General features: G+C 68.7%; 22 protein-coding genes and 1 tRNA gene. 9 read left to right on the top strand and 14 right to left on the bottom strand.

Annotated elements, in window-relative coordinates; all coding sequences use genetic code 11:
- Window positions 1–157: 157 nt before the first annotated feature.
- Both MKL09_RS18080 and MKL09_RS18075 read right to left on the bottom strand, forming a co-directional pair.
- A complete protein-coding gene (locus MKL09_RS18080; protein ID WP_244022349.1) occupies window positions 158–406 on the bottom strand; it encodes a hypothetical protein in 249 nt (82 codons plus the stop codon).
- A gap of 101 nt (window positions 407–507) precedes the next feature.
- Complete coding sequence (locus tag MKL09_RS18075; RefSeq protein ID WP_244022347.1) at window positions 508–699, bottom strand: hypothetical protein; 192 nt, start codon at window positions 697–699, stop codon at window positions 508–510.
- A gap of 332 nt (window positions 700–1,031) precedes the next feature.
- On the opposite strand from MKL09_RS18075, the gene MKL09_RS18070 reads away from it, so the two are divergent.
- Window positions 1,032–1,400 (top strand): hypothetical protein, encoded by a 369-nt coding sequence (locus tag MKL09_RS18070; protein ID WP_244022346.1) that lies wholly within the window; start codon window positions 1,032–1,034, stop codon window positions 1,398–1,400.
- Between the two features lie 20 nt (window positions 1,401–1,420).
- Here the strand turns inward: MKL09_RS18070 and MKL09_RS18065 are convergent, their stop codons facing one another.
- From MKL09_RS18065 to MKL09_RS18040, 6 genes are all read right to left on the bottom strand, one after another.
- Window positions 1,421–3,589 (bottom strand): DUF3987 domain-containing protein, encoded by a 2,169-nt coding sequence (locus MKL09_RS18065; protein WP_244022344.1) that lies wholly within the window; start codon window positions 3,587–3,589, stop codon window positions 1,421–1,423.
- Entirely contained in the window at window positions 3,586–3,879 is a 294-nt protein-coding gene (locus MKL09_RS18060) for a hypothetical protein (protein WP_244022342.1), read from the bottom strand. The genes MKL09_RS18065 and MKL09_RS18060 overlap by 4 nt, the downstream gene beginning before the upstream one ends.
- Before the next feature lie 204 nt (window positions 3,880–4,083).
- Entirely contained in the window at window positions 4,084–4,296 is a 213-nt protein-coding gene (locus MKL09_RS18055) for a helix-turn-helix transcriptional regulator (protein ID WP_244022340.1), read from the bottom strand.
- Window positions 4,297–4,381: 85 nt separating this feature from the next.
- Complete coding sequence (locus MKL09_RS18050; RefSeq protein WP_244022338.1) at window positions 4,382–4,990, bottom strand: hypothetical protein; 609 nt, start codon at window positions 4,988–4,990, stop codon at window positions 4,382–4,384.
- Window positions 4,983–6,209, bottom strand: a complete 1,227-nt coding sequence (locus MKL09_RS18045; RefSeq protein ID WP_244022336.1) for a tyrosine-type recombinase/integrase — start codon at window positions 6,207–6,209, stop codon at window positions 4,983–4,985. The genes MKL09_RS18050 and MKL09_RS18045 overlap by 8 nt, the downstream gene beginning before the upstream one ends.
- Window positions 6,210–6,476: 267 nt before the next feature.
- Entirely contained in the window at window positions 6,477–6,734 is a 258-nt protein-coding gene (locus MKL09_RS18040; RefSeq protein WP_244022334.1) for a hypothetical protein, read from the bottom strand.
- Between the two features lie 124 nt (window positions 6,735–6,858).
- On the opposite strand from MKL09_RS18040, the gene MKL09_RS18035 reads away from it, so the two are divergent.
- Together MKL09_RS18035 and MKL09_RS18030 are read left to right on the top strand one after the other, a co-directional pair.
- Window positions 6,859–7,098, top strand: coding sequence for a hypothetical protein (locus MKL09_RS18035; protein WP_244022332.1), 240 nt, complete (start codon window positions 6,859–6,861; stop codon window positions 7,096–7,098).
- A gap of 29 nt (window positions 7,099–7,127) precedes the next feature.
- Window positions 7,128–8,672 (top strand): DUF6880 family protein, encoded by a 1,545-nt coding sequence (locus MKL09_RS18030; protein WP_244022330.1) that lies wholly within the window; start codon window positions 7,128–7,130, stop codon window positions 8,670–8,672.
- 281 nt (window positions 8,673–8,953) lie between these two features.
- Here MKL09_RS18030 and MKL09_RS18025 read toward each other — a convergent pair whose 3' ends face one another.
- On the bottom strand, window positions 8,954–9,322 hold the full coding sequence (locus tag MKL09_RS18025) for a DUF427 domain-containing protein (RefSeq protein WP_244022328.1): 369 nt from the start codon (window positions 9,320–9,322) through the stop codon (window positions 8,954–8,956).
- Entirely contained in the window at window positions 9,319–10,209 is an 891-nt protein-coding gene (locus MKL09_RS18020; protein ID WP_244022326.1) for a methyltransferase domain-containing protein, read from the bottom strand. The genes MKL09_RS18025 and MKL09_RS18020 overlap by 4 nt, the downstream gene beginning before the upstream one ends.
- A 171-nt stretch (window positions 10,210–10,380) precedes the next feature.
- Between MKL09_RS18020 and MKL09_RS18015 the strand changes: the two genes are divergently transcribed.
- Together MKL09_RS18015 and MKL09_RS18010 are read left to right on the top strand one after the other, a co-directional pair.
- Window positions 10,381–10,626: a hypothetical protein gene (locus MKL09_RS18015; RefSeq protein WP_244022324.1), complete on the top strand. Its 246-nt coding sequence runs from the start codon at window positions 10,381–10,383 to the stop codon at window positions 10,624–10,626.
- An 18-nt stretch (window positions 10,627–10,644) separates the two neighbouring features.
- Window positions 10,645–11,406: a ComF family protein gene (locus MKL09_RS18010; RefSeq protein WP_244022323.1), complete on the top strand. Its 762-nt coding sequence runs from the start codon at window positions 10,645–10,647 to the stop codon at window positions 11,404–11,406.
- Window positions 11,407–11,412: 6 nt separating this feature from the next.
- On the opposite strand, the gene MKL09_RS18005 is transcribed toward MKL09_RS18010, so the two are convergent.
- Entirely contained in the window at window positions 11,413–12,006 is a 594-nt protein-coding gene (locus tag MKL09_RS18005) for a GNAT family N-acetyltransferase (protein ID WP_244022321.1), read from the bottom strand.
- Window positions 12,007–12,312: 306 nt separating this feature from the next.
- Between MKL09_RS18005 and zapE the strand changes: the two genes are divergently transcribed.
- Both zapE and MKL09_RS17995 read left to right on the top strand, forming a co-directional pair.
- Window positions 12,313–13,545 carry a cell division protein ZapE gene (gene zapE, locus MKL09_RS18000; RefSeq protein ID WP_244022319.1) on the top strand — a complete coding sequence of 411 codons (1,233 nt, stop codon included), beginning with the start codon at window positions 12,313–12,315 and terminating at the stop codon, window positions 13,543–13,545.
- Window positions 13,542–16,496 carry a response regulator gene (locus tag MKL09_RS17995; protein WP_244022317.1) on the top strand — a complete coding sequence of 985 codons (2,955 nt, stop codon included), beginning with the start codon at window positions 13,542–13,544 and terminating at the stop codon, window positions 16,494–16,496. Before zapE ends, MKL09_RS17995 begins: the two co-directional genes overlap by 4 nt.
- Before the next feature lie 28 nt (window positions 16,497–16,524).
- Here the strand turns inward: MKL09_RS17995 and ubiB are convergent, their stop codons facing one another.
- The 3 genes from ubiB to leuB form a co-directional block, all read right to left on the bottom strand.
- Complete coding sequence (gene ubiB / locus MKL09_RS17990; protein WP_244022315.1) at window positions 16,525–18,087, bottom strand: 2-polyprenylphenol 6-hydroxylase; 1,563 nt, start codon at window positions 18,085–18,087, stop codon at window positions 16,525–16,527.
- A gap of 64 nt (window positions 18,088–18,151) precedes the next feature.
- Window positions 18,152–18,934, bottom strand: a complete 783-nt coding sequence (ubiE, locus tag MKL09_RS17985; protein WP_244022313.1) for a bifunctional demethylmenaquinone methyltransferase/2-methoxy-6-polyprenyl-1,4-benzoquinol methylase UbiE — start codon at window positions 18,932–18,934, stop codon at window positions 18,152–18,154.
- 189 nt (window positions 18,935–19,123) lie between these two features.
- Window positions 19,124–20,233 carry a 3-isopropylmalate dehydrogenase gene (gene leuB, locus MKL09_RS17980; protein WP_244022311.1) on the bottom strand — a complete coding sequence of 370 codons (1,110 nt, stop codon included), beginning with the start codon at window positions 20,231–20,233 and terminating at the stop codon, window positions 19,124–19,126.
- A gap of 411 nt (window positions 20,234–20,644) precedes the next feature.
- On the opposite strand from leuB, the gene MKL09_RS17975 reads away from it, so the two are divergent.
- Together MKL09_RS17975 and MKL09_RS17970 are read left to right on the top strand one after the other, a co-directional pair.
- Window positions 20,645–22,210: a 2-isopropylmalate synthase gene (locus MKL09_RS17975; RefSeq protein WP_244022309.1), complete on the top strand. Its 1,566-nt coding sequence runs from the start codon at window positions 20,645–20,647 to the stop codon at window positions 22,208–22,210.
- Window positions 22,211–22,312: 102 nt separating this feature from the next.
- Window positions 22,313–22,388 (top strand) — tRNA-Lys (locus MKL09_RS17970).
- Window positions 22,389–22,657: the final 269 nt, after the last annotated feature.

Below are 22,657 nucleotides of genomic sequence, written 5' to 3'. Positions count from 1 at the left end.
CGCTTAATCCCCCTAAAGCGAGGAAGAGCCAGGATGGTACAACGGTAGCGTGCATAAGGCGATGCAGAATTTGTTGCGACAAAAAGAACAATTCGTCACATCGATTCAGCTTCGATGTTTTTGCTAAAATTTTATCGACTTTAATTTAGGCCATGTACTATCGAAAATTCGTCGCAATTAAATATCCAGCGGCGCCAATAACTACCGCCCACATTACCCCAACCAGCGCAAGCATGATAATTTTGCGAAAAGGCATAGACACATTTTGGAAAGCAATGTGCTTTCCGCTATCCTGAGAAGGAAAATCAAGATTGAGAAATTTGCAGATAGTGTCCATTGCGCGGATCATGTGTGGCGTCACGATTGAATACCCTAACTCCATAAATTCATTTGCACCTTCCGGCATCCGTCGCATTACGCCGATGGGAATGGATCCACCATCAAGCCGGCACGCGGATTAGCCGAAAGAGGTACGCGAGCCGATACGCACCTCCCTCCGAATAAGTTTCAGACGTTCGCCCGGGATCGCGCCCACTCCCAATCACGCTCGGCTTGCATCTCTCGCTGCTGCGCCTCGTAGGCAGCCTGCTCAGCCAGTACCTTCAGCAGCCTGCGCTCCGTTGCGGCCGTTGCCCGGCGCTTTTCCGCCTCGGCTTCAGCCCTCTGCTGAAGCACCTCCTCCAAGGTCGGCGGCTTCACGGGGCGCTTGGCTTTCGCCCTCGGCGGGGTCCTCCGTGCCGCGCGGGGCGATGGCCACGGCCAATCCATTCTTGGCGGCGCTGGTCGAGAGCTTCCGAGAGCAACCTTGGCTTCTGCCAGCGTCATGCCGGCGGAGGCAGCAACACGCTCGGCTGCGGCAAGGCCGGCAGCTCGTTCGCCGGCTGTAGCTCCGCGCTTGGCTAGGGAGAGGCACTTCTCGAAGCGGTCGCGTTCGGTAAGCGTCATGGCAGGGCTCCGGAACTTTTTCGATGCTGCCGAGTGCTTGATGGAAGAGGAAGGCGCGTTCGACGCCGTCTTTTTGAGGAAATCCAATGAATACTAACAAGAGTTTGTTTTCGAAGATCGTCGCTTTTTTTACGTTCAGAGCAAGTGCGTCCGACGACAATGAGGGTTATGAGTCGCGAGATAATGGTAGTTACAATTCCAATTCCGGCAATATGTCGGCTGATTTTGACGGCGACTATCGCAGCGCGACGGCTATATTGAGGGAGCGCATGAGTAAGCGCTTCCCGGATAATTTCTACGCACGGGTGGGATCCGAGATGAACAGCGCGCGCGACTACGGTGACGAGCGTGCTAGCGCAATCGATACGGCCTCGGCCGCAATAGCTGCAGCCCTGCGCAAGGGCGCCACCGTCAAACAGGCTGCTGATGCAGGCGCAGCTAGCGTAGGTATCTAAGGAGAAAGGATCGGCCGACATCACGGCAGCGCCTCAGCTGCATCATGCGCCCGTAAATCATCCAAGAAATCTTCCGGGATGCCATCATGCGCCCAGATCGCCAGCACGTTGTGCCGGAGGAGCGCGGTTTTCTCGATCGCCCCGGAGGAGTGACGCAGGTTCCGGTAGTGGTCGGCAAGCCGGCGCCGAGTGTTATCAGTGAACGGCACCGGTTCTTGGATCTTGCCCTTCCGCTTCGGCTCCGGACGCGCGCCGACCAGAACTCCGACGCCATGCCGCTGATGGAACCGTGCGCGCTCGGCCGGTCCCATCTCGACGTAGGCGCGGTTGATCTTCTCCCGAGCGATGGCGCCCAGGCGCATGATCTCGTCGATGCCGATCTCATCCATGATCTGGGCGAACAGCGTTGGGGCGGACGCGTCGTTGGCAGCGAACGCGTCGTAGACGGCCACCAACCGTTCCTCGGAGGCCGCGTCCGAATTTATCTTACCCCCCTGTGCCGTTTGTGCCGTTTGTGCCGTTAGGTCAGTTTTCGGAGCTATTGGCGCTAATGGCACTATTGGCACAGGGGGGTAAGATCGCTCAGGAACCGGGCTACCGGCAAAAGGGCGGGTGACAGCGACCTCCGGGTGAACCTCGTAGCTCTGAGACTTCCGGCCCTTCACCTCGCCGGCCCGGGTGAAGCGCGGCCGGATCAGCCCGGCCTCGACGAGCTGCTTGCAGGCCGCATCCATGTCGGCCGCGTCCCGCAGCATGCCGCCGACTTGGCGTCGGACCTCGCGGGCGTTGAACTCGGGCAGTCGGTTCTGCCGGAGGTGCTGTGCCAATAGCATCCCACGCCGCTCCACCATCGGAATCGTGGCGTCGCCGAAAACCCGCTCGGCCATCGGCAGGAAGTAGGCGTTCAACAGGTCGGCCGCCGCGGTGACCGCGTTCGGCGAGATGACCTGCGGTTCGGCCTGATCGGAGCCGCCACACCACCACAGGAACTCCAGCACGGCGGACAGACGCAGGGCGTGCCCGCGGGCCTTGCCAAGAGTGCCGGCGAGCAGGCCGCTGGCCACGTGGCAGCGCTCGACGATGTCCCGGGCGAATGCCTCCAGCCGATCCTCAGCCTCGCGGGCGAGCGGCACCAACACCGGCTCCGGGTGGCCGAACTCGTCATAGAGCTGAAGCAGATCGGTGAGGCGGGCAAACGCGCGCTGCATCGGCCCGTCGTCCTGCGCGCCGCGGGCGAGGTTGAAGTCCGGTTTCGTCTCCGGCCACGCCCAGAGCAGTCGCGAGGCCAACCCGTCGTCGGGACCGTTCAGGATCATCTCCAGCTTGTCCGGCTGGACACCACCGAGCACGCCGATGCTGAGATGCCGGATCCGCAGCGGCTCCGGGTTCTTCATCCGGTCCACGACGTAGGCACGCCCGCCATACATCTCGATCGCAAACGCCCGGTCGGAGCCGCCGCCACCGTACTTATCAAAGGCGCCGAGCCAGCCGGCCAGTTCGTCCCGCACGAGCAGCAGGCCGCGCGGCAGACCGGCCGCCAGGGCTCCCAGCGCCTCGACCGTGGCATCCGCCACCCGAATCCGCGGCCGAACCGGCGCGGGCGGCTCCTGCGCGTCGGCCGGCATCGCGGGCGGCGGGTCGCCGTTCTTCACGGCGGTGCGGACCTCGATCTTCCACGCCTCGACCCGGGCCTCGCAGGCCTGCTTGGCGGTGGCGTACTCCTGCTGAACCGCCTCGAATCCGTCGGCCATCCGATCCTCGGCGAAGCGCACGAGGTTGAAGGCTGCATCCATGCTCGGCGACTTGGATGAGGATGGCGGCCCAACCTCCGCGCACCACAAGATCGGCGGTTCCGACCACGCGGTACCGGCCTGGGGCCAGCGCACGTTGGCGATGGTGGCGCCGACGCTGGCGAGAAGGGCAACCGCCACATAGTCCACCGGCGCGGACGCGCCCTTGGCCTTGCGCTCGCACCAGCCGGCCCAGGGGCCGAGCAGATGGAGAGGGAAGGCCGGCGGCGAGCGCCGACCGGTGCCGAGCAGGCTCAGGTCTGGCTCCGGCCAGGAACCAGACCCCCCTGTGCCAATAGTGCCGTTGGCGCCGTTAGGCCTGGCGCGATCACCGTGACGCTGGTCATCGGCTGCCGAACCGAGGCGGGACACCTCGGCGGCGAAGTGCTGCGCCTTCATACGCGCGCCTCCTGATTCGAATGGGGATGGGAGGCGGGCGAGGGCTGCCGACGCTGGCGCTCGCGATCCAACTGCTCGGTCAGATCACCGAGCAAGTTGAGGGCGGCACGGAACTCGGCCGCCGCGCACTTCATCGAGTACCGAAGGCCGGCATCGTCGCGCATGGCCGCATAGTCGCCGGCCATGTTGGCGCGCAAGCTGACGAGGGCCATCAGTTCGGCGATGTGGGCCCGATACTTGTCCGGGTCGCCATATGCGTAGTCGTTGGGGTTGAGGGTGGGGGCGCTCATGCGCGCCTCCAGTTCTCTGGCAGACCGAAGGCGTGAGCCGCGATGACTGCGGCGACGGCCGGGCTGCATTTCAGGCGCGCGGTGACCCGACGCGCTTGAAGGTCGGTATGGGGTGCGGTATCTCTGAGATCGTCAGCCGCCAAGCAGACATTTCCCAGAGCCCTCGGCGTACCAGCGCCGGGGGTTCTGACGTTGTGGGTCAACCTATGCGGCCTCCTTCTCAGCCAGCCGGGCCTCGAAGGCCTGCAGATCGGCCAGCCGCCAGTAGCGGCGCCCGTTGATGCGGATCGGCTGCGGGAACCCGAGCTTCGGGTCGGCCAGCCAGCGGAAGATCGTCATGTCCGACACGCCATAGCGGGCACGGACCGGTGTGGCCGGCAGCAGGTCTTCGCCGGATTTGGGGACAAGTGGGCTCATTGCGTGGCTCCTTGTTGGAACACGCTCAGGATGGTCAGAACTGGGGTGTGTCGCTATTTGTCGATTGTCGAAGTTTGTCGGAGTTTCAGTTCAAGAACTCCGACAAAACCTGTTCGCGAGCTCGGCGGCACGTATCGCGTGAGGCCTTGAAGACATGCGCCATATTTTTTTCACTCATCTCCGCAAGCTCGGCGCGAGGAAAGCTCTTCATAGCCTCTATAACGGCCAATGTTTTGCTAGGCTTAGGGCCGCGCTTTCGCGTCTCTGCGGGCAATCCCAGAGGTTCCGGGCGCACAAATGGTTCAACAGTTGACAATTTACTCGCCTGCCGAGCCGGAGCATGTCGCTCTAAGTCAGGAACAAACAATCTGACGGTGTCATAAACCTGCGCTTTATAGAACCATATTCCTTTGTCCTGATAACGCTCCTCTCTTTCAACCATCAGATACAGCCGCGAGTCGAACGCCGAGCGGTGAAACCTCTTCTGCTGAGACCACCATTCTTTAGGCAACGGAACGTCATAGGTCCGCATGCGCTCCCCGGTTACCTCGTGGATATCAGTGCACTCCGCGATTGCGCGCACATGTCCGTCTTGCAACAGCCGAGGAAGCTCGTCCCACGCCAGCACTTGGGAGCCGATGCTCTCCGTGACCATTGATAGAGCCACGTGGAATGGCACCCAGAGTTCAGACATACCTTGTGCCGACAATCGCCTCGACCTGCGCTGCCCACGCCTCCAGAGCCACCCGCTTCTCGTCGAGGTACTGGTACCGATTGTAGATGCCGGCCAAACCGCCGAGCGTCCCGGAGCGATGGTTCAGAACCGCCTCGGTCACGTGCAGCGGGATCCCGAGCCGGGCCATGCCGGTGGAAGCCGTGCGCCGAAGGTCGTGGAGCCGCCAGGGCTTCAGCTCAACAGCACCAGGATCACGGCCGGCCGTCTCAGCATCCTTGCGAGCGATCGCCAGCATGGCCTTGTCCAGCCGCGCCTTGGTCGACGTGTAGTCCGACATCGGCGCGTCGCCGGACCGGGTGAACACGTACCCGGCCGTGCCGGCGATCCGCGGCACGGCATCGAGGATCGAGAGGGCAGGGGGCGCCAGCGGTACGAGGTGCTCCAGCGAGTTCTTCGTGCGATCGGCCGGCAGGGTCCACAGATCGCCATCGACCTCGGCGCGGACCATGCGAATGACCTCGTCTCGGCGCTGAGCCGTGAGCAGAAGCAGTTGCGCGGCTGGCCCGAACGGGAAGCCGACCGCTTCAGCCGCCCGCCAGACCAGGCGCACCTCGATGTCGGTCAGCACGCGATCGCGGCTTGTCTCAGCCAGCGGCGGCTTGAGCCCGAGGAACGGCGTGGTGGCAATGATCTCGCGCCGCAGGGCGAAGTTGAACAGCGCCCGGGTCGCCGCGAACACGCGGTTGGCGCCGGTGGTCATGCCGGCATCGGTCAGCCCATCGATGAGGGCTACCACCTCGCGCTTGGTCACGTCGCCGATCCGGCGCTGGCCCCAGCGCGGCACGACGTGGTTGCGGAGCAGCGCCTCCTGGGTCTCGGCATAGCCGGCCTTGCCGTTCGGCTTCAGGTGCCGGTCGACGTACAGCGTCACGACCCGCTCGACCCGGTCTTCCGCAGCCATTTTCGCGGCTTCGGCAGTGGCGCGCTTCACCAGGACCGGATCCTGGCCGAGCGCTACCATCTGCAGCGCCTCCCGGGCCCGGGCGCGGGCCGTGACGAGGTCGAAGAGAGGGTAGGGGCCGATCGTGTACTTCCGGGGCTTCCCGGCGATCCGGTAGCGCACCGCCCAGGATTTGAAGCCCGAGGTTTGGACGATCAGATAGAACCCCGGCAGGGCCGCGTCCGGGATCTCCAGACGCTGCGCGGGGCGTGGCTTATGGCGTTCGACGCTTTGCACGGTCAGCACCTTTGCTGCCACAAGACGCGCCTTTCGGGGTAACACCGGGGGATGCAGCTTGGCCTGTTAAGGGCCGTTTTGCAATGTTTGTCGGTGTTATGCGTCTTTGGCGAAAAGGCCAAGCGTTGGAACGAGTTGCGGGCCGAAAATCGTGAGAACTGTTAGGCCCGGTTAGGCCGCTGCGCAGTTCTTAAAATCTTGCGGCCGCAAGGCCGTGCGGGTTCGAGTCCCGCCGTCCGCACCATGAAGACCCGAACGATGGGCGCGTCACTCCTCCGGGATCCGGCCCGGCGGCACCGGGCCCCGGCTGCGCTCGCCGCGGACCGGGCGGCGCTGCCGCTCCGCGCGGACGTCGTCGGCGGTCGGTGGGGCCGACGGGTAGTTCGACGCGAACGGGTTGGGCGGCGCGGACCGCGACGAGCCGCCGAAGAGCGAGTCGAAGAACCCCTCCTCGGCACGGGCTTGCTGCGCGGCCAGGAGAAGGGCGAAGGCCAGGATCGTTCGAAGCATCATTGTCGTCTGCATGCCGGGATCCGGCACGGCTAGCCCGACTTTCCGGCGGATCGGAGGCCGGGTTGGAACCGTGCGGCGGGCGACGGGTTCGCGTTCAACCAATCTGCAACCGTTCCGAACGCGTCCAGGAGTCGAGATGTCCGAAGTTACCTATCGCATCGTCGAGCACGATGGCGGCTTCGCCTACAAGGTCGGCGACGTCTTCTCCGAGACCTTCCCGAGCCGCGAAGACGCGTTGCAGGCGGCCCAGGCCGCAGCCGCCGAGCAGCAGGTCCCCGGCTCCACCGAGGGAATCCGCTACCAGGACAAGGCCGGAAGCTGGCACGACGAGACCGCGCAGGGTAACGATCGCCCCCGCGCCAAGGTCGAGGAGTAGCCCGACCGGGCGTATCGACGGGGCGTATTGTGGCGCGTGCGAAGGCCCTGACCCAGGCGGGTAGCAAGCCTCGGGCTGGCACCAAAGCCCGCCCGAAGCCGGACGCGATCGCCAAACCGGCGCGTCCCAAGGGCGCGCGCCGCACGACCCCGTCACCCGAGACACTTGCGGATTTGGGACCCGATCGGCTCATCGGGCTGATCCTCGGCGAGACCGCGCGCAACCCCACCTTCAAGAAGCTGGTCACCGCCGCGCTCGCCGCCCTGCAGGGGCCGGACGCGGTGGCGGCGATGATCGACCGGCGGCTGGCCGCGCTCGAATCCGCCCAGAGCTATATCGACTGGCAGAAGCGCCGGGCCTTCGCGGCCGATCTCGACGCCACCGTGACGGTCATCCTCAACGAGCTGCGCCCGCTGGATGCCGGCGCGGCCCTCGAACGGCTCCGCCGGTTCCTCGACGGCGCCGACGCGGTGCTGAACCGGGTCGACGACAGCACCGGCGCGGTGCAGGGCGTCTACGAGCGCGCCACCGACGCCTTCGTGGCGATCGCTGCTGGCCTGACGCCTGCCGAGGCCGGACGGATCGCGACCAGCCTCGTCGGCCCGTTCACGGCCGACCCGTTCGGCCCCCTCGGCACGCTGCTGGCGGAGATGGTCCCGAGCCTCGATGCGAACGCGCTGACGGAGATCGACGCCGCCCTCGCGCAGGCGGCATCCGGCATGGCGAAGGCCAGCGGGCCCCGGACCGAGGCCGCCTATCGCCGCAATGCCGCAAGAGGCCAGATCCTGCGCCTGCGCCAGACAATCGCCGACACGCGCAACGACGCCGACGCGTACATCGCCTTGGAGAACGCGATCGCCCCGGGCCGGGAGGACCGCCTGTCGGTCGCTCAGAGGCTGCTCGCCGCCGACCGGGCCGGGGAGGCCCTGGACTGGATCCGACGCGCGCAGGAGCCGGGCCTGCGCATCGTCACGCGGGCCGATCTGATCGCCGGCTTCGACCCGCGCGGACCCGAGCGCGAGCGGCAGGCCCTGGAGATCGAGATCCTCGACGCGCTGGGCCGGGGCGACGCGGCGCAGGCCCTGCGCTGGACGCTGTTCGAGCGCGATCTCGATGCCCCGATGCTGCGTGCCTACCTCGCCAAGCTGCCGGATTTCGAGGACGAGGAGGCGCTTCTCAAGGCGATGGATCACGCCGAATCCTACGCCAATCCGCACCGGGCGCTCGCCTTCCTGATTGGCTGGCCGGACCTATCCCGGGCTGCCGGGCTGGTCGAACAGAAGCGAAAGCTCTGGCAGGGCGAGCACTATACGGTGCTGGCGCCGGCCGCTGACGCCTTTGCCCAGAATCACCCGCTTGCCGCCACGATCCTGTATCGCCGCCTGCTGGATGGCATCCTCGAATCCGGCCGCAGCGCCGCCTACAGCCACGGCGCCCGCTACCTGCTGGAGCTGGACGGCCTCGCGGATCGCCTGGCGGCGGGAGCGATCGACCCGGCGCCGCCCGTCTACCGGGAGGCGCTGCGGCGGGATCACGGCCGCAAGCACGCGTTCTGGGGGTTGTTGCGAGACTGAGACGTTTTCGGCCAAGTCGTTGGGCGGCCAGATAACGCTCCTTGCCTTTTCCGTCTCTCCGACGCGTCGCGATGAAGACGCGCCTGAAAGTCGGTTTGCCTGTTGGATGAGGGATCTGGCTCGTTCATTCCCGTCATTGCGAGCGCAGCGAAGCAACCTAGGGACACGCACCATTCTGAGATCGTGCGCTGCGCTGGGTTGCTTCGCTGCGCTCGCAATGACGGTGTGGACGATCATACGCCCGGGCCGGCCGGGAACGGCGGCCGGGAACGCAAGCCCTATTATGACCCGTCCAGCACCTCGATGGCATCGACGCGGTCGGGATAGAACGCGACGTGCCCCTGGATCTTCGCCACCGCCGGATAGGGTGCCTCGTAGCTCCACACGGCATCGGGTCGCCGCGTGCCGTCGATCACGAGATCGAAGTAGCGGGCATCGCCCTTGTACGGGCAGTGACTGGTCCGCGCCGAGGGACCGAAATGGTCGGCTCGGATGTCGGCCCGGGGGATATAGAACACCGCCGGGTAGCTCGCCTCCTGCAGGCGCACGGCGTTGCGCGTGTCCGCCACCGCCACGCCAGCGACCAGCACGCGGATCCGGCGCGGCTCCGGCGTGAGGGTGATCGGGTGATCCGGTCCCGGCTGTTTCATGGCACTCTCCCAAGTTCGGGTTTCAGCTCGACGGTTCCGAGGGCATCGGCCAGGCGGGACTTCGCGGTCCCGGGCCGCAGTGGCTTCTGCTGGCTCTCGTGCGGCACCCAGCCCGACAGCCACAGCACCTCGAAGGTCGCGCGCACCCGCCCGTCCGGGTCGGAGAAGCGCTCGGCATAGACCTCCGCGGTGCGCACCAGGGTCGCCCGGCGCAGGGGCGTGCGGCGCCGCTCGGTGAGCACGTTGGTCATGCCCATGGCGCGCAAGTCGCGCATCAGCCCGAACGGATCGGCGTAGCGCACCGTCAGGGTGTCGGTATCGGCCACCGGCAGGGCGAAGCCCGCCCGCTGCAGCAGGGCGCCAGCCTCGCGCACCGCCGCGAACGTCGCCACCCGCGGACTGATCCCGCCCTCGATCTCGCTCTCGGCCTGGGCGAAGCTCTGGCGCAGCTCGGTCAGGGTCGCGCCGCCGAGCAGGCAGCCGAGGAACAGCCCGTCCGGCCGCAGCGCCCGGCGCAGCTGGATCAGCGTCCCGGGCAGGTCGTTGACGGCGTGGAGCGCCAGCAACGAGACGGCGAGGTCCAGGCTTCCCGGTGCCAGAGGCAGGACTTCCGGATCTCCGACGATCCGGTTTCCGCCGGGTGCGGGCGAGGCCGCCACATGGAGCCGCAGGGCCTCCGGGTATCGGATTGCCAACGCCCCCGCGGCGCCCGCACCCGGGGTGGCGAGGTCGAGCACCGTCCCGAAGTTGCGCAGCACGGCGCCCAGGCGGTCATCCAGATCCTCGACGACCCGGTCGAGCAGAAAACCGGCGTAGCCGGTCCGTTCGGCCCGGGCGAGGCGATGGCGGGCGAGGGCGGTGTCGAACAGGGCGGCCGGGGCGTTCATGGGCCTGCACATGGCGCTTGCGGCGGCGTCCCGCCAGCATGCTTGTGCAAGAGCAGGGTCGTGGCTCCACACAGGCCCGTGAGCGGCGCTAACATCATGGAACGACTCGGCATCGCCGCCGTTCCTGCTGCGACTGGCCGCAAGGCCGAGATTGATCAAGGAGTGCAGGTCATGAAGCGCACGCTCATCGGAGCCGCAATGGCCCTCGCCGCCCTCACCGCCGCGAGCGGCGCGGAGGCCAAGGGCTGCATCAAGGGCGCGATCGTCGGCGGCATCGCCGGCCATTATGCCGGGCATCACGGCCTAGTCGGCGCCGCCGCCGGCTGCGCCATCGGTCGTCACCGGGCGAATTCCCAGGCCCGGCAGCGGGATCAGGAGATCGACCAGCAGGGTGCACGCCCGGTCTCGGCCCGCTAAAACCGGTCCAACGACCGCATGACGGCGATCGAGGCCGTCGCATCGGCCCTGCGCGGCTTGCCGCGCGGGGTCTTGTCGTTGGTCTACCCGCCGACCTGCTCCGGCTGCGGCGGTGCAACTGCTGATCCCGGCGCTCTGTGCCCGGCCTGCTGGACCGGCCTGCGCCTGATCGAGGAACCCCTGTGCCAGCGCTTCGGCACACCGTTCGCGGTCGATCTCGGGGTCGGGCCGCTGCTCTCCCCTCGGGCCATCGCCGAGCCGCCGGTCTTCGGGCGGGCCCGGGCGGTCGCCCTCTACGACGAGGTCGCCCGCCGTCTCGTCCACCGGCTGAAATACGAGGACCGCCTCGACCTGGCCGGGGTCATGGGCCGGATGATGACGGCGAGCGGCCGGGCCCTCATCGCCGAGGCGGAGTGCGTTGTCCCGGTCCCGCTGCATCGCTGGCGACTCTGGCGCCGCCGCTTCAACCAGGCCGCGCTTCTCGGCCGGGTGATCGCCCGGGGCGCCGATCTGCCGTTCGAGCCGTCGGCGCTGGTCCGGGTCCGGGCGACCCGCTCGCAGGTCGGATTGAGCCGACCGGCCCGGGCCGAGAACCTGAGCGGCGCGTTCCGGGTGGAGGCCGCACAGGCGCACCGGATCCGCGGGCGGCGCGTCTTGCTGATCGACGACGTGATGACGACCGGCGCCACCGGCAACGCCGCGTCCCGGGCGCTCCTGCGCGGCGGGGCGGCGTCGGTGGACCTGCTGACCTTCGCACTCGTCGGCGACGCCGCCGGGTGACGCGATTCAGGCCGTTGCCCACTCGCGGCTCGGGAAACTCACGGCCAGCGTGAAGTCGAACGCCTCCGCGATGCTCTCGTACCAGAGCGAGAACGGCGTCGGCCGGGCGAGATGGAGCGCGCCCTCGGTCTCGGTGCCGGCGCGCTGCAGCGCCGCGCCCTGCTTGGCCGCGAGCCGCAGCATCGGCCCGTTGCCCGACAGGCAGCGCACGTGCAGATCGGCGACGCCCCGATGCCGCGCCGCGCGGGCGATCCGGGCGAACAGGGCCGCCCCGATCCCTCGCCGACGAAACGACCGCTCCACAGCGAAGGCCGCCTCGGCACGCGGCCCGAGGCCGTAGGGCGTTGCCCCGGCGCCCATGGGTCGCAATTCGGCGAGCCCGCGCAGCTCTCCGTCCACGAAGGCGCCGTACATCACGCCGTCGGCCGTGAGCGCCTGCGCGGCATAGGCCCGCACACCGGCTTCGCTGACATTGCCCATGAAGCGATTCGCACGCGCCTCCGGGTCGAGGCCCAGGAAATAGTCGAGCACCGCGTTGCGGTCGGCCGGCCATAGGCGCCGGACCGTGGGGGCCGACACGGCGAGGTGTCGAACGGCCATGATGGATCTCCGGTCTGTGCACGTTGTCGCGCAGGTTGGCCCGGACGTTCCTCCTGAAAGACCGGGATGATTTCGCATCCCGATCCGCGTTGTGCAATGCAGCAATATGACTGAGGCCATGCGCGGGGGTGCTGCCATGCGCCGGCCTGATGGAACGGGTTGCGCAGCTCTGTTCCAGCTTGCTGCGATCCCTGGGCTTGATTCGCGGCGAGCTTGCACGGCACAGGGATGCGGCCCCGGCGGGAACGGCCGACCGGGCGGGGGGTGCCGGTCCGGCGCCGTATCGCATTGCAGGGGACCGGGGGCGTGAGCGAGCAAACCGGGAAGCCACACGCGCCCTCCGCGGAGGCGCGGGCCAGTGCCGTGTCGCCCGGCCCGGTCCACGAACGCTACGAGGCCCTGGTCGCCACCGGCGCGATCGAGCGCGATCCGGCCCAGGCGCAGCTCGTGCGCGCCCTCGACCGGCTGATCCAGGATCTCGGACGCCGCAAGCGGGCCAGCAAGACCAGCGCGCTCGGCTGGCTGTTCCGGCGCAAGGACGAGGTGCCGGCCCCCAAAGGTCTGTACATCTGGGGCTCGGTGGGCCGCGGCAAGACCATGCTGATGGACCTGTTCCACGAGGCCGCGCCGGGACCGAAGCGGCGGGTCCACTTCCACGGGTTCCTGGCGGACGCGCACGAGCGAATCCACGCCTACCGCCAGGCCCTGAAGGCCGGCACCGTGAAGGGCGACGACCCGATCGGCCCCGTGGCGGACCAGCTCGCCGACGAGGCGACCCTGCTGTGCTTCGACGAATTCACGGTGACCGACATCGCGGATGCCATGATCCTCGGGCGCCTGTTCGGCCACCTGTTCCGGCGGGGCGTCATCGTGGTGGCGACCTCCAACGTCGAGCCCAACCGGCTCTACGAGGGCGGTCTCAACCGGGCCTTGTTCCTGCCCTTCATCGCGACCCTGAAGGACCAAGTCGAGGTCGTGCGTCTGGACTCGCGGACCGATTTCCGCCTGGAGAAGCTCGGCGGCGCGGCCGTCTATCATGTCCCGGCGGACGAGGCCGCGCGCGCGGCCCTGGACGCCGCGTTCAAGGGGCTCACCGGCAAGGCGAAGGGGAGAGCGGCCACGATCCAGGTCCACGGCCGGGACGTCGCCATCCCCGAGGAGGCCAGCGGCGTCGCGCGCTTCCACTTCGACGATCTGTGCCGCAAGCCGCTCGGCGCCTCGGACTACATGGCCCTGGCGCGGGCCTTCCACACGGTGATCCTCGACGGGATCCCGGTCCTGGGCGAGGCCGAGCGCAACGAGGCCAAGCGCTTCATCACCCTGGTGGACACGCTCTACGACCGGCACGTGAAGCTCGTGGCCTCCGCGGCTGCCGAGGCGCAGGACCTCTACACGGCGCAGACCGGCCGCGAGGCGTTCGAGTTCGACCGGACGGTCTCCCGCCTGATCGAGATGCGCTCGCGCGAATACCTCGCCTTGCCACATGGGCGAGCCGATTCCGAGGCATCGGGCGCCAGCACCGGGCTGGTGGAGACGTGAGCCGCCCGGGAGTCGGCTCGATCTTCCGCCTGCGGCGCCCGAACTGGCGCGGTGCCGGTCCGCTGGGACCGCTGCTCGGCTCGCCGGCCGCCTTCGTCCTGCTGGTCGTGGCGCTCGCGGCGGGCACGGCCAACTACATCGCCGGGGAAGCCGACCGGGCCGCCACCGCGCAGGCCAACGCCACCATCGCGGGGGTCGAGCGCCTGCTCTCCGAGGTCAAGGACCTGGAGACCGGCGAGCGCGGCTTCGTGCTGGTCGGCAGCGAAGATTACCTGACGCCCTACACCCTCGCGCTGGGCAAGCTCGAAACCGAGCTCGCCGGGCTCGGCGGCACCGCGCAGGAGCCGGTGCGCGTCGGCGGCCCGTCGCTCGCCGGGCTGGTGGCGCAGAAGCGTGATTTCGCCACCCGCGTCGTCGCCGCGCGCCGGGACAAAGGCTTCGACGCGGCCACCGACCTGGTGCGCACCGGCGAGGGCAAGCGTCTCATGGACGCGATCCGCATGGAGGCCGCCGCCCGCCAGGCGATGACGGCGCAGCGCCTGGCCGACGTGCAGGTCCGGGAGCGCTGGCGCGGACTGATCCTGTTCCTGCTGTCCGGTGCGGCGGCGCTCGGCGCGATCGTGCTGCTCGCCCGCCTCGCCCTGGTGCGGCGGCAGGAATCGCTGCGCATGTCGCGCCTGCTCGACGGCGTTCTGGCCAACGCCCCAGTGGGCCTCGGCTTCCTCGATCGGGACCTGAAGATCCGCCATATGAACCGGGCACTCGCCACCATGAGCGAGCGCGGCTTCGGGGCCGATCTCGGCGCCCCGATCTGGGCGATGCTGCCGACCCTGCGCGAGGAGCTGGCGCCCAAGCTCGCCGCAGCCCTGGAAGCGGGGCTGGTCTCGCCGAACGTGCCGGTGGCGGTGCCGACGCCCTCTGCGCCGGGCGGGGTGCGCCAGTTCTCGATGAGTTTCTATCCCCTGCGCGGCGAGGGCACGGCGCCCGGCAGCGGCGGCGACGTGGAGGGCGTCGGCCTGGTGGTGGTCGACGACACGATCCGGCACCTCGCCGAGATGCGGACCCGGCGCAGCGAGGAGCGCTTCCGTTCGCTGATCGAGGCCAGCGCGGCGATCGTCTGGACCGCCAATCCGGAGGGGAGCCTGCATCGGCGCCAGACCGCCTGGAGCCGCTTCACCGGGCAGGACGAGGCCACCTATGCCGGCCTCGGCTTCCTCGACGTGATCCACCCGGACGACCGCGCCCACACCCAGGCCGACTGGTCCCGGGCGGTCTCGACCCTGACGCCTTACGCCACTGAGCACCGGCTGCGCGCCCGCTCCGGCGCCTACCGGCACATGAGCGTGCGCGCGGTCCCGATCCTCGAAGCGGACGGGACCTTACGCGAATGGGTCGGCACCCACACCGACATCACCGAGCGCAAGGAGGCGGAGGCCGCCATCGAGGCGGCCCGGGCCGCCGCGGAAGCCGCCAACGAGGCAAAGAGCCAGTTCCTGGCCAATATGAGCCACGAGCTGCGCACGCCGCTCTCGGCGGTGATCGGCTATTCCGAGATGGTCCAGGAGGAGCTGGAGGATCTCGGCGAGGCCGACCTGATCGCCGACATGAAGAAGATCGAGTCGAACGCCCGCCACCTGCTCGGCCTGATCAACGACGTGCTCGACATCTCCAAGATCGAGGCCGACCGGGTCGAGATCTACGCGGAGGATTTCGACGTGGCCGAGGTGGTCCGCGACGTGGCCGCCACCGTCGAGGGCCTGATCGCCAAGAAGGGCAACGCCCTGGCCCTGGAGCTGACCGACGACGTCGGCCGGGCCCATACCGACGTGACCAAGCTGCGCCAGTGCCTGATCAACCTCCTGAGCAACGCCGCGAAATTCACCGAGAACGGCCGGATCACGCTCGGCGTCGCCCGCACCGCGGAGGCGCTTCGGTTCACGGTCACGGATACCGGCATCGGCATGACCGCCGAGCAGGTCGGCCGGCTGTTCGAGCGCTTCACTCAGGCCGACGCCTCGACGACTCGGCGCTTCGGCGGAACCGGCCTCGGCCTGTCGATCACCCGGGCCTTCTCGGAGATGCTCGGCGGCGCCATCGCAGTCGACAGCCGTAAAGGGCAGGGCACGACCTTCACGCTGACCCTGCCGGCGCAGTTCCAGGGCCCGGAGGCCGAGCACGCGGGCACGACCGGAGAGACCCCGGGCGATCGCCGGACGATCCTGGTGGTCGACGACGATGCCGCGACCCGGGACCTGCTCGCCCGCTTCCTGGAACGCGAGGGGTTCTCCGTCGCGGTCGCCGAGGACGGGCGCCGGGGTCTCGAACTCGCGAGGAGCCTGCGCCCGCGGGCCGTGCTGCTCGACGTGACCATGCCGCAGATGGACGGCTGGGCGGTGCTGCGGGCCCTGCGGGCGGATCCCGAGATCGGCGCCACGCCGATCGTGATGGTCACGGTTCTGGACGAGCAGAACCTCGCCTTCTCGCTGGGCGCCACGGACTATCTGCAGAAGCCGATCGACTGGGTCAGCCTGCGCCACGTCATCGACCGGTTCCGCCCGGTCTCGACCGAGGGCCCGATCCTGGTGGTCGAGGACGAGGCGGACGTGCGCGCCCACCTCTGCGCCTATCTGGGCCGCGAAGGTTTCCCGGTGGTCGAGGCCGAGAACGGCCTGCGGGCGCTGGAGACCGTGGAAGCAGAAAGGCCCTGCCTGGTGCTGCTCGATCTGATGATGCCGGAGATGGACGGGTTCGGCTTCCTGCGGGCTTTGCGCACCCGGCCGGACTGGCGGGACATCCCCGTGGTGGTGCTCACCGCCAAGGACATCACCGCCGAGGATCGCCGCCGCCTCGCCGGCCAGGCCGACCGGGTGCTCGCCAAGGGCACGACCGGGCTGAGCGAGCTTGCCCGCGAGTTGCGGGCGCTGATGCCGGGGCATGCGGAGTCGGATTGAGGCCGCGAGGCCTCAATCGCCGTGAGGATCACACGCCCCGGAACGCCATCACCAGCGCCCCGACCGCGATACCCCACAGGGCGAGCGTCGACCAGATCGCGCGCCGGCCCTCGCTGCGGGCGAAGTGCTCCAGACGCCGCGCATCGCCCGTCCCGGCCTCGTCGAGGCGGACCAGCACGCGCTTGAGCCGGGTCGCGAGGTCGGGGATGTCGCCGACCACGTCGGACAGCACCCGCAGCGCCTCGAAGCCGCTCTGGGCCCGCCCGAGCGGGCCGGCATTCTTGGTGATCCAGCTGCGCACCACCGGCTCGGCGGTGGTCCACATGTCGAGGCGCGGATCGAGCGAGCGGGCCACGCCCTCGACCACCACCATGGTCTTTTGCAGCATCACCAACTCGGTCCGCGTGCTCATATCGAACAGGGCTGTGATGTCGAACAGCAGAGTCAGCACCTTGGACATCGAGATCTCGTCGGCCCGGCGCTGGTGGATCGGCTCGCCGATCGCCCGGATCGCCTGCGCGAAATCCTCCACCGAATGGTGCGCCGGGACGTAGCCGGCCTCGAAATGCACCTTCGCCACCCGGCGGTAGTCGCGCAGGATGAAGCCCAGCAGGATTTCGGCGAGGAAGCGGCGCTCGTTCAGGCCGAGCCGGCCCATGATGCCGAAATCGACCGCCACCAGCCGACCCTCGGCATCGACCAGCAGGTTCCCCTGGTGCATGTCGGCGTGGAAGAAGCCGTCGCGGATCGCCTGCCGCAGGAAGCTCTGGATCACCGTGCGCCCGATCGCCTGCGGATCGTGGCCGGCGGCGGCGAGCTCGGCGGCGCTGTGCAGGCGCACGCCCTCGATCCACTCGGCCGACAGCACCTCCCGGGCGGTCAGCTCCCATTCGGGCTTCGGCACGCGGAAATCGAGGTCGTCATTGGTGTTCTCGGCGATCTCCGAGGCGGCGGCCGCCTCCAGGCGGAAATCCATCTCCATCATCACGGAGCGGGCCAGAATCTCCACCACCTCGCGCGGGCGCAGCCGCTCGGCCTGCGGCGAGAGGGCGTGCACCACCCGGGCCATGAAGCGCATGCCTTCGAGGTCGCGCATGAACCGCTCGCGCACACCGGGGCGCATCACCTTCACGGCGAGCGCCCGCTGCGTGCCGTCGGCATCCTGCACGACGGCCTTGTGGACCTGAGCGATCGAGGCGGCGGCGATCGGCTCGCTGAACGACACGAACAGCGTGTGCACCGGCTTGCCGAGCGCGGCCTCGACCACCTTCAGGGCGGTTTCCTGCGGGAACGGCGGCACGCGGTCCTGCAATCGCTCCAGATCGGAGGCCGCCCGCATGCCGACGATGTCGGGCCGGGTCGCCAGGAACTGGCCGAACTTCACGTAGGACGGGCCGAGCCGGGTCAGGGCGGCCGACAGCCCGGCTGCGCCGTCGCCGAGGCCCGGCCGCTCCAGGGTCCGCCCGAGCTTCAGGGCAAAGCGCAGATGGGCGGGCAGCTCCGACGGATCCACGAGGGCCAGCGCGCCCTCGCGCGCCAGGACGAAGCCGACCCGGCCGCCGCGGAACAGGTTGATCGCGGCGCCGATCATGGATGCACCGGGGCTGTCCCGCCCCCCGCAGCGGGGGGAGGGCGGTGGTGCGCGTGGGCCAAGATCAGGAGACCTTCCAGCCAGAATGGATCGCCACGATCCCGCCCGAGAGCGGCCGGTCGGTGACGTGGCGGAAGCCGGCGCGCTCGATCATGCCGCTGAACGCCCCCCGGGTCGGGAACTTGCGGATCGACTCGACCAGATAGCGGTAGGATTCCGCATCCCCGGCGACGCGGGCGCCGATCCGCGGGATCACGTGGAAGGAATAGGCGTCGTAGATGCGGTCGAGCAGCGGGATGTCGACGGCCGAGAATTCGAGGCACAGGAACCGGCCGCCGGGCTTCAGCACCCGGCGTGCCTCGGCGAGCGCCGTCTCGATCCGCGGCACATTCCGGATGCCGAAGGCGATCGTGTAGGCGTCGAAGGCGGCGTCCGGCAGGGGCAGGGTCTCGGCGTTGCCGGTCACGAAGGCGATCCGGTCGCCCGCGCCATCGACCTTCTCCTTCGCGCGCTCGGCGCCAACCCGCAGCATCGATTCGTTGATGTCGAGCACCGTGACCCGGGTCTTCGGGCCGCCCGCGGCGAGCACCCGGAACGCCACGTCGCCGGTACCGCCGGCGACGTCGAGATGCGCGAAGGGACGGCCCTGCGGCGGCCGCAGCATCGAGACGAGCTGCGCCTTCCAGGCCCGGTGCAGGCCCGCCGACATCAGGTCGTTCATGACGTCGTAGCGGCGGGCGACCGAGTGGAAGACGCTGTCGACGCGCCCCTGCTTCTCGTCGAGCGACACGCGCTCGAAGCCGAAATCCGCGCTCTCGCGCTCCGTCGCCCCGTCCCCGGCCTTCATGACGCTCCCGATGCCCAGAGCCGTTCCCAATCGCGTTGCGCTCGGGAACGGCTCCAAGTCCTTGATGTGACGCGCTCGCTGACGCCGAACCGGTAGCCACTTCGGCGGCGAGCGCTTTAAAGCCCGTGCGTCATAGCGAAGGCCGCACGCATCCGCCATGCGTCCTATCACGCGGGCGGTGACGGATCCTCAGCCGACCCGAGCACGCAGGGCGTCGGCCACGGCGTTCGCCATGGCGCGGGTGCCGATCGGGCTGGTGCCCGCGCCGGCGATGTCGGCGGTGCGGGCGCCGCTGGCCAGCGCATCCATGACGGCGCCATCGAGCGCGTCCGCGGCCTCGCCGAGGCCGAACGAGTAGCGCAGGCACATGGTCAGCGAGCCGATCATCGCGATCGGGTTCGCCTTGTCCTGGCCGGCGATGTCCGGAGCCGAGCCGTGACACGGCTCGTAGAGCGCCCGGCGCACGCCGCTGGCATCGACCGCGCCGAGCGAGGCCGAGGGCAGCATGCCGAGCGAGCCGGTCAGCATCGCGGCGAGGTCGGACAGCACGTCGCCGAACAGGTTGTCGGTCACCAGCACATCGAACTGCTTGGGCCGGCGCACGAGCTGCATGGCGCAATTGTCGGCCAGCACATGCTCCAGCGCGATGTTGGCGTAGTGCTCGGCATGGACCTTGGTGACGACCTCCTTCCACAGGACGCCGGACTTCATCACGTTGTGCTTCTCGGCAGAGGCCACCCGGCCCGAGCGCTTGCCCGCCAGATCGAAGGCTACATGGGCGATCCGCTCGATCTCCCCCGTGGTGTAGACCTGCGTGTCCACGGCCCGCTTCGAGCCGTCCGGCAGGGTGGTGATCTCCTTGGGCTCGCCGAAATAGACGCCGCCGGTCAGCTCGCGGACGATCATGATGTCGAGGCCCTCGACCAGCTCGCGCTTGAGCGCCGAGGCGTCGGCCAAAGCCGGGTAGCAGATCGCCGGCCGCAGGTTGGCGAACAGCTCCAGATCCTTGCGCAGACGGAGGAGGCCGGCCTCCGGGCGGCTCTCGTAGGCGACGCCCGCCCATTTCGGGCCGCCCACGGCGCCGAGCAGGATCGCGTCGGCGGCCCGGGCGCGCGCCAGGGTCTCGTCCGAGAGCGGGCTGCCATGGGCGTCGAGGGCGCAGCCGCCGACGAGGTCGGTCTCGGTCTCGAAGGTGGCGAGCCCGGTCTCCTTCAGGGCGTCGAGCACGACCTGCATGCCGCCCGCGACCTCCGGGCCGATCCCGTCGCCGGGCAGGAGCAGGAGCTTGTAGCTGGCCATGACGGTCTCGCGGGTTCTCTCTCGACGTGCCGCCGGGCTTTATCGAGGGCGGCCCGCGCTTGGCAAGGCGGCGGCCCGAGGCGGCCCTTGTGTTTCCGCGACGCGGGCGCTACCTCTGCCGCCCACCGCGCGGGTGCTGCATCACGCCGTCCGCGCCTCAGCCGGGAGAGACGAGCCTTGGCCAGAGCCGGCTCAGCGACCGAGACCGCCCACGCCGCTCCGCCGGCGTCGCGGTCGCGTGCGCGTCGCGCCGGGCTTCGTCTTCCGCTTCTGCTTACCCGCCCCTGAGGGCCGTCCGGGCGCGCGCGCCTGGGCCTTCAGGGGATTGTCGGAACTCGCGAACTTCAGCTCCTCCCGGGGCACCACGCCGCGCCGAGCCTTCCGCCGGGCGGCCCGCGACAGGGTAACGTCATGACCACGACCACCAGCACCGCCGCCCGCGAACGCATCGTCATCTTCGACACCACCTTGCGCGACGGCGAGCAATGCCCCGGCGCCACGATGACCCACGACGAGAAGCTCGCGGTCGCCGAGCTCCTCGACACGATGGGCGTCGACATCATCGAGGCCGGCTTCCCGATCGCCTCGATCGGCGATTTCGAGGCGGTGTCGGAGATCGCCAAGCGCACCAAGCGCGCCACCATCGCGGGTCTCGCCCGCGCGATTCCCGCCGACATCGCCAGGGCCGGCGAGGCGGTGCGGCACGCCCGGCGCGGCCGCATCCACACCTTCGTGTCGACCTCGCCGATCCACCTCGCGCACCAGATGCGCAAGACCCAGGACGAGGTCCTGGAGATCATCCTCAAGACCGTGGCCCAGGCCCGCGACCTCGTCGAGGACGTGGAATGGTCGGCCATGGATGCGACCCGCACGCCGATCGACTACCTGTGCCGCTGCGTCGAGGCGGCGATCAAGGCCGGCGCCACCACGATCAACCTGCCCGACACGGTGGGCTACGCCACGCCGGCCGAGTACCGCGACATGTTCGCGTCGGTGCGCGAGCGGGTGCCGAACGCCGACCAGGCGGTCTTTTCCGTCCACTGCCACAACGATCTCGGCCTCGCGATCGCCAACTCGCTGGCCGGCATCGAGGGGGGGGCCCGGCAGGTCGAGTGCACGATCAACGGCATCGGCGAGCGCGCCGGCAACGCCGCGCTCGAAGAGATCGTCATGGCGCTGCGCACCCGCGCGGACGTGCTGCCCTACGAGACCGGCATCGAATCGACCATGCTGACCCGCGCCTCGAAGCTGGTGAGCCACGCCACCAACTTCCCGGTGCAGTTCAACAAGGCGATCGTCGGCCGCAACGCCTTCGCGCACGAGAGCGGCATCCACCAGGACGGCATGCTCAAGAACGCCGAGACCTACGAGATCATGACCCCGGCCTCGGTCGGCCTGAGCAAGACCTCCCTGGTGATGGGCAAGCACTCGGGCCGGGCGGCGTTCCGCTCCAAGCTCGACGACCTCGGCCTGCACCTGTCCGACAACCAGTTCCAGGACGCGTTCGAGCGGTTCAAGGCCTTGGCCGATCGCAAGAAGCACGTCTACGACGAGGATATCGAGGCGCTGGTCGACGAGAACCTCGCCACGGCGCACGACCGGATCCGGCTGGTCTCGCTCTCGGTCATCGCCGGCACGCGCGGCCCGCAGCGCGCGACCCTGCGCATCGCCGACGAGACCGGCACCCGGATCGAGGAGGCGGACGGCAACGGTCCGGTGGACGCGGTGTTCAACGCGATCACCGCCCTGGTGCCGCACAAGGCCGAGCTGGAGCTGTACCAGGTCCAGGCGGTTTCCGGTGGTACGGACGCCCAGGCCGAGGTCTCGGTGCGCCTGCGCGACGGCGAGCGCAGCGTCACCGCCCGCGGCGCCGACCCGGACACGCTGGTCGCCTCCGCCAAGGCGTATCTCTCGGCGCTGAACAAGCTCGCGGCCCACGCCGTGCGGGTTCATGCACAGCACGCGGCGGCAGAATGACGAAAAATCGCGGCCGGGGGTGGACAGCCCCCGGCCACGTTGGTATCAGCCCGCCACCCCGGACGGACTTGGTGGCCGCCGGGGCGGATCGCAGACGCGATCGGGCGCATAGCTCAGTTGGTAGAGCAGCTGACTCTTAATCAGCGGGTCCTAGGTTCGAACCCTAGTGCGCCCACCAAGATCTTCTCAAGACATCCCCGAACATCGAGCGCCTGAGCGGTACCCACCGTGGGACAGGCCGTTTTCGTGCGGGAACGGCGGCGGCCTCATGCGCGACGCCGGATATCCGCGCAGCCTGCGCGCTCGTCGGCGCGCTCGCCCTCATGCACAACGAAATCTAAACTGGCACGATAGCGCTGATGACAATCGCTATCGCCTGCGCAAGCTAGATGTCATAACTATCTCCGCCTGAAGATCGTCTAGCCGTGGCATATCGACGGCCGAACG

The sequence above is a fragment of the Methylobacterium sp. J-048 genome (assembly GCF_022829515.1).
Lineage (GTDB): Bacteria > Pseudomonadota > Alphaproteobacteria > Rhizobiales > Beijerinckiaceae > Methylobacterium.
The sequence above is the reverse complement of the archived record's forward strand: the minus strand, read 5'-3'. Positions and strand labels throughout refer to the sequence as shown.